Genomic DNA, 5,615 nt, shown 5'->3' on the forward strand with positions numbered 1-5,615 from the left:
TTCAGAAATAGTGTTGAGTCAGAAACCGTATTATACTTGACAAATGGTAGAAAAAAGCCCGTCTGAACGTAGGACTTACTCAATCAGAAGTTGCTGAAAAGTTAGGTGTAGCTCAAGCCCAGTATGCTAGGTGGGAAAACGGAGGGAGAAATCCGAAAGATGAAACAGTAGAAAAATTAGCTGAAATCTTTGGTACGTCTTTTGAGATTTTAAAAGGACGCGATGACGGGCTAGAAGAAATTGTTAGTTTATTGAAAAAGTATGAACTAACTGAAGAAGACAAACAAGAAATTATTACTTTTTTAGAAAATTTTCTTGCTAACAAGAAAGATTAATATAGTGCGAGGAACTTACAGTAATTACAAGATTGTAATATTTTTCTGTTATAGCTTTGTGTAGCATGGGTATATTTGGTATAATAAATAAAATAGAATTTTATAGGGAAGCACCATTATGGCAATTGCTAATATAAAGGTTATCAATAATATAATTTAAAGAGAAATAAGATTTAGGAGAAACAACATATGGTATTTAATAATGATTGGTTATTGAGGCAAATAAGAGGTACAGCTAATATGATTGGAAAGGTTTTTAAACTAGAGACCATTTTAATTGATTTAGGTGTTGTAGAGGATGAAGAGGGGCGAACAATAAATGGAAATGATTATCTCAACCAACTTATTATTGATGAAAAATTTGACCTAGCTACTGACTTTATCCATGGACAAATGAAAAGACTTGGTACATATGAATATAATCGTTTAGTTGATATTTATATTGCATATCTAAAATCATTAGATAGTGAAACACAAAAAAGAAATCAAATTAGCGATGATTCCATCCAAACAATTCAAGATAATCTTAGAAATTTTAGTTGGTAAAAGGTTATGCTTAAAGATATTTGAAAGAGGAGAGTGGCGTCTATAGTCGCTATAACGTTACTGATAGTTATAGAAGTTATTCTTTCAATGCCAATTCCTTATTTAATTTATCAGAAACTTGGTAATAAGATATATCACAATTAAACTTAATTAAAACTAATTACAAATTTATTGGTAGCTTTTTGGTAGCTAAACAGACAAATTTTATAATGTTTATCAAAGTGAACATAAAAAGAATGTTGATTTGTCAGCATTCTTTTTTATTTCAAATGTATTCTCGGAATTAGGCCGATAAATGCATAAGCCAAAATATTACCGGGAAACGATTGTTTCATAACTTCTTTTGTCAAATTCACTGATTGAAGTGGGAAATAGGAATTAATCTGATGAGTTAGTGCTAGGAATATGATAAGTGGAAAGGCTATGAGCACAGATTGAAGAAGAGTAGAAAAAAGATTTCTAGTATTTAATCCAAAGTTTTTGAAACCTTCTTTACGATAAACCATTACAGTGCTAGTTCCTAAGCCTGCAATGGCAAATTGCAAACTGGCTAATAGGATTAAACGTGTCCATAGTGAGACTGAGGTTTGATTAGTGTAGGAAAATAGTGTTTGTTTAAAAGTAAAAAAGAAGAGAAGAGGTATAAGTGTAAGTATGAGGATTATATTTAAATCGAGATCAGCTTTTTTCTGAATATTATTTAGTTGTTTTTTCATTGCGATTCAGCCTTTCTATTTTGATTATATGATAAAAGTATCCCACAAGCAATATGCTAGAAATCCTTCTGATTTTGCTATCTCTTTTATTCATTTTGTGATATAATGAAAACGTATTAAAAAATTAAGGAGTCTGATTAAATGGCTAAATTGACTGTTAAAGACGTTGACTTGAAAGGGAAAAAAGTTCTCGTTCGTGTTGACTTCAACGTTCCTGTAAAAGATGGCGTGATCACTAACGACAACCGTATCACTGCAGCTCTTCCAACTATCAAGTACATCCTTGAACAAGGTGGACGTGCAATCCTCTTCTCTCACCTTGGACGTGTAAAAGAAGAAGCAGATAAAGAAGGTAAATCACTTGCTCCTGTAGCGGCTGACTTGGCTGCTAAATTGGGTCAAGACGTTGCTTTCCTTCCAGGTGTTACTCGTGGTGCTGAATTGGAAGCAGCTGTTAACGCTCTTGAAGATGGACAAGTTCTCTTGGTTGAAAACACTCGTTTTGAAGATGTTGATGGCAAGAAAGAATCTAAAAACGATCCTGAACTTGGTAAATATTGGGCATCACTTGGAGATGGTATCTTCGTAAACGATGCATTCGGTACAGCTCACCGTGCACACGCATCTAACGTTGGTATCTCAGCAAACGTTGATAAAGCTGTTGCTGGTTTCCTTCTTGAAAACGAAATTGCTTACATCAAAGAAGCAGTTGAAACTCCAGAACGTCCATTCGTAGCAATCCTTGGTGGTTCTAAAGTATCTGACAAGATTGGTGTTATCGAAAACCTTCTTGCTAAAGCTGATAAAGTCCTTATCGGTGGTGGTATGACTTACACATTCTACAAAGCACAAGGTATCGAAATTGGTAACTCACTTGTAGAAGAAGACAAACTTGATGTAGCTAAAGCTCTTCTTGAAAAATCAAATGGTAAATTGATCTTGCCAGTTGACTCAAAAGAAGCGAATGCCTTTGCTGACTACACTGAAGTGAAAGACACTGAAGGTGAAGCAGTAGATCCAGGCTTCCTTGGTCTTGATATCGGTCCAAAATCTATCGCTGAATTCGACAAAGCTTTGACTGGTGCTAAAACAGTTGTATGGAATGGTCCTATGGGTGTATTTGAAAACCCTGACTTCCAAGCTGGTACAATCGGTGTGATGGACGCTATCGTGAAACAACCAGGCGTTAAATCAATCATCGGTGGTGGTGACTCAGCTGCCGCAGCTATCAACCTTGGTCGTGCAGACAAGTTCTCATGGATCTCTACTGGTGGTGGAGCATCTATGGAACTCCTTGAAGGTAAAGAACTTCCAGGACTTGCAGCTTTGACTGAAAAATAATTTTTAATAAATCAAGAACGTCTTAAAGAACGTTCTTTTTTATTGAATTGAAAGCTATTCAATTGTAAGATTTAAAATAACAACATTCTTTTTTCTTTTTTAATTATACAGTGGAATATCCCCAAAGTCAGTCAATCATGGTAGAATAGTAGCATGGGATTAAAATTTGAACCAAAAAAATTTAAATTTGGTATGCGTACACTTAAGACCGGGATAGCTGTTTTTCTTGTTTTAGGCTTGTTCTCTGCTATAGGCTGGGAAGGGCTTCAGATTGGTTGTTTAACTGCTGTCTTCAGCCTTCGTGAGAACTTTGACCGTAGTGTTCAATTTGGTAAGTCACGTATTTTTGCAAACACAGTTGGAGGTCTTTTATCGCTTTTATTCTATTTTGTGAATATGTGGTTTGACAATTCAGTTTGGGTGACTTTGCTATTGGTCCCTATTTTAACAATGTTGACTATTGTCATTAATGTGTCCTTTAATAATGCTTCTGGAGTTATTGGAGGAGTGGCTGCGCTTCTGATTATTACTTTGTCTATCCCACCTGATAATACCTTCACCTATGTGATAGCTAGAGTATTTGAAACGTTTTGCGGAGTCTTTATTGCAATCCTTGTTAATTATGATTATGATTGGCTACTTAAACATCTAAAATAAGAATAATCGAGTTCAATTGAGCTCTTTTTTTATGTTTTTGATAATAAAGTCCTTTAATATAAGATAATAAGCAATATAATGTTCGGGATTTACTTATTGTGTAAGAAAAAGTGACATTATCTGTTGACATGTAGAAATATTCAGAATATAATTGTTAGGAAAGGAGGATGATCATGGCAAGAGAAAAAGAACTAAGACGTTCTTTGGCTGTTTTTCCGATTGGTACAGTTATGAAGTTGACGGATCTAACTGCTCGTCAAATTCGTTATTATGAAGATCAGGGGTTGATTCAACCTGAGCGTACAGCTGGGAATCGTCGTATGTACTCTTTAAATGATATGGATCGTTTATTGGAAATCAAAGATTTTTTGGATGACGGTTATAATATTGCAGCGATTAAGCATGAGTATGAGGAACGTAAAGTTCGTGCGCAACAAAAACAAGCAGCTTTAACTGATGCGGACGTTCGACGTATCTTGCATGATGAACTCCTTCAGCAAGGCCGTTTTACGACCCCATCACAACAATTTGGTAACTTGCGTATTTAATTACGCTTTGAACTTTTATTTTTGGTTTTTATAAAGGAGACCCCTATTATGGCAATCACAGCAGCTGATATTCGTCGCGAAGTCAAAGAGAAAAATGTTACTTTCTTGCGTTTAATGTTCTCTGACATCCTTGGTGTTATGAAGAATGTTGAAATTCCTGCGACAGATGAACAGTTGGATAAGGTACTTTCAAATAAAGCTATGTTTGATGGTTCATCAATTGAAGGTTTTGTTCGTATCAATGAATCTGATATGTATCTTTACCCAGATCTTGATACTTGGACAGTCTTCCCTTGGGGCGATGAAAATGGTGCAGTCGCAGGTCTTATTTGTGATATCTATACTTCTGCAGGTGAACCATTTGCAGGAGACCCACGTGGTAACTTGAAAAAAGCTTTGCGTCATATGGAAGAAGTTGGTTATAAATCATTTAATCTTGGACCAGAGCCAGAATTTTTCCTTTTCAAATTAGATGAACAAGGTAATCCTACGCTTGAAGTTAACGATAAAGGTGGCTACTTTGACCTTGCACCAACTGATCTTGCCGACAACACACGTCGTGAGATCGTTAATGTGTTGACAGAAATGGGATTTGAAGTTGAAGCATCTCACCATGAGGTTGCGGTTGGACAACACGAAATCGACTTTAAATATGCTGATGTTTTAAAAGCTTGTGATAATATCCAAATTTTCAAATTGGTTGTTAAGACAATCGCTCGTAAACACGGTCTATACGCTACATTTATGGCGAAACCTAAATATGGTATTGCTGGTAGTGGTATGCACTGTAACATGTCTCTCTTCACTGAAGAAGGAAATGCTTTCTTTGATCCAGAGGATCCACGTGGTATGCAATTGTCTCAAGACGCATATTACTTCCTTGGTGGTTTGATGAAACATGCATATAACTATACTGCAATTATTAACCCAACAGTTAACTCTTACAAACGTTTGGTTCCTGGGTATGAAGCTCCTGTATATATTGCATGGGCAGGTAGCAACCGTTCACCATTGATCCGCGTTCCTGCTTCTCGTGGTATGGGTACACGATTGGAATTGCGTTCAGTAGACCCAATGGCAAACCCATACTTGGCACTGGCTGTTCTTTTGGAAGCAGGACTTGATGGTATCATTAACAAGATTGAAGCTCCAGATCCAGTTGAAACAAACATCTATTCAATGTCTCCAGAAGAACGTAAAGAGGCTGGTATCATTGATTTGCCATCAACACTACGTAATGCTCTTAAAGCATTGGAAACGGATGAAGTGGTTCGTCAAGCATTGGGTAATCATATCTATACAAACTTCCTTGATGCGAAACGTATGGAATGGGCAAGTTATGCTACTTTCGTTTCACAATGGGAAATTGATAACTACTTAGATATTTATTAATAAAATAATTAGAAAATCAGGGGTTGGCACTGCACCCTTATAATGGGACACAAGAAAAACACATTCATGAGGCCAGTTTT

General features: G+C 36.1%; 7 protein-coding genes. 6 read left to right on the forward strand and 1 reads right to left on the reverse strand.

Features of this window, described 5'->3' with window-relative positions:
• Nucleotides 1-62 precede the first annotated feature (62 nt).
• Nucleotides 63-335: a helix-turn-helix transcriptional regulator gene (locus tag RWZ99_RS08580; protein WP_314678089.1), complete on the forward strand. Its 273-nt coding sequence runs from the start codon at nt 63-65 to the stop codon at nt 333-335.
• A 189-nt stretch (nt 336-524) separates the two neighbouring features.
• Complete coding sequence (locus RWZ99_RS08585; RefSeq protein WP_314678078.1) at nt 525-881, forward strand: hypothetical protein; 357 nt, start codon at nt 525-527, stop codon at nt 879-881.
• Nucleotides 882-1,141: 260 nt separating this feature from the next.
• Here RWZ99_RS08585 and RWZ99_RS08590 read toward each other — a convergent pair whose 3' ends face one another.
• The gene (locus RWZ99_RS08590) at nt 1,142-1,597 is read right to left on the reverse strand and encodes a hypothetical protein (RefSeq protein ID WP_314678080.1); all 456 of its coding nucleotides are present in this window, start codon (nt 1,595-1,597) and stop codon (nt 1,142-1,144) included.
• A gap of 141 nt (nt 1,598-1,738) precedes the next feature.
• Here RWZ99_RS08590 and RWZ99_RS08595 point away from each other — a divergent pair, with 141 nt between their 5' ends.
• From RWZ99_RS08595 to glnA, 4 genes are all read left to right on the forward strand, one after another.
• Nucleotides 1,739-2,938 carry a phosphoglycerate kinase gene (locus RWZ99_RS08595; protein WP_314678081.1) on the forward strand — a complete coding sequence of 400 codons (1,200 nt, stop codon included), beginning with the start codon at nt 1,739-1,741 and terminating at the stop codon, nt 2,936-2,938.
• 153 nt (nt 2,939-3,091) lie between these two features.
• Nucleotides 3,092-3,595: an aromatic acid exporter family protein gene (locus RWZ99_RS08600; protein WP_314678084.1), complete on the forward strand. Its 504-nt coding sequence runs from the start codon at nt 3,092-3,094 to the stop codon at nt 3,593-3,595.
• 173 nt (nt 3,596-3,768) lie between these two features.
• Nucleotides 3,769-4,143, forward strand: a complete 375-nt coding sequence (locus tag RWZ99_RS08605) for a MerR family transcriptional regulator (RefSeq protein ID WP_314678086.1) — start codon at nt 3,769-3,771, stop codon at nt 4,141-4,143.
• Nucleotides 4,144-4,191: 48 nt separating this feature from the next.
• The gene (glnA, locus tag RWZ99_RS08610; RefSeq protein WP_314678088.1) at nt 4,192-5,535 is read left to right on the forward strand and encodes a type I glutamate--ammonia ligase; all 1,344 of its coding nucleotides are present in this window, start codon (nt 4,192-4,194) and stop codon (nt 5,533-5,535) included.
• The last annotated feature ends 80 nt before the right edge of the window (nt 5,536-5,615 follow it).

Origin of the sequence: uncultured Streptococcus sp., assembly GCF_963545685.1 — a bacterium.
In the GTDB taxonomy this organism is placed as follows: domain Bacteria; phylum Bacillota; class Bacilli; order Lactobacillales; family Streptococcaceae; genus Streptococcus.

Coding starts and splice junctions, on each gene's coding strand:
- RWZ99_RS08600 (WP_314678084.1), top strand. CDS start 3,092: ATGGGATTAAAATTTGAACCAAAAAAATTTAAATTTGGTATGCGTACA.
- glnA (WP_314678088.1), top strand. CDS start 4,192: ATGGCAATCACAGCAGCTGATATTCGTCGCGAAGTCAAAGAGAAAAAT.
- RWZ99_RS08590 (WP_314678080.1), bottom strand. CDS start 1,597: ATGAAAAAACAACTAAATAATATTCAGAAAAAAGCTGATCTCGATTTA.
- RWZ99_RS08585 (WP_314678078.1), top strand. CDS start 525: ATGGTATTTAATAATGATTGGTTATTGAGGCAAATAAGAGGTACAGCT.
- RWZ99_RS08595 (WP_314678081.1), top strand. CDS start 1,739: ATGGCTAAATTGACTGTTAAAGACGTTGACTTGAAAGGGAAAAAAGTT.
- RWZ99_RS08605 (WP_314678086.1), top strand. CDS start 3,769: ATGGCAAGAGAAAAAGAACTAAGACGTTCTTTGGCTGTTTTTCCGATT.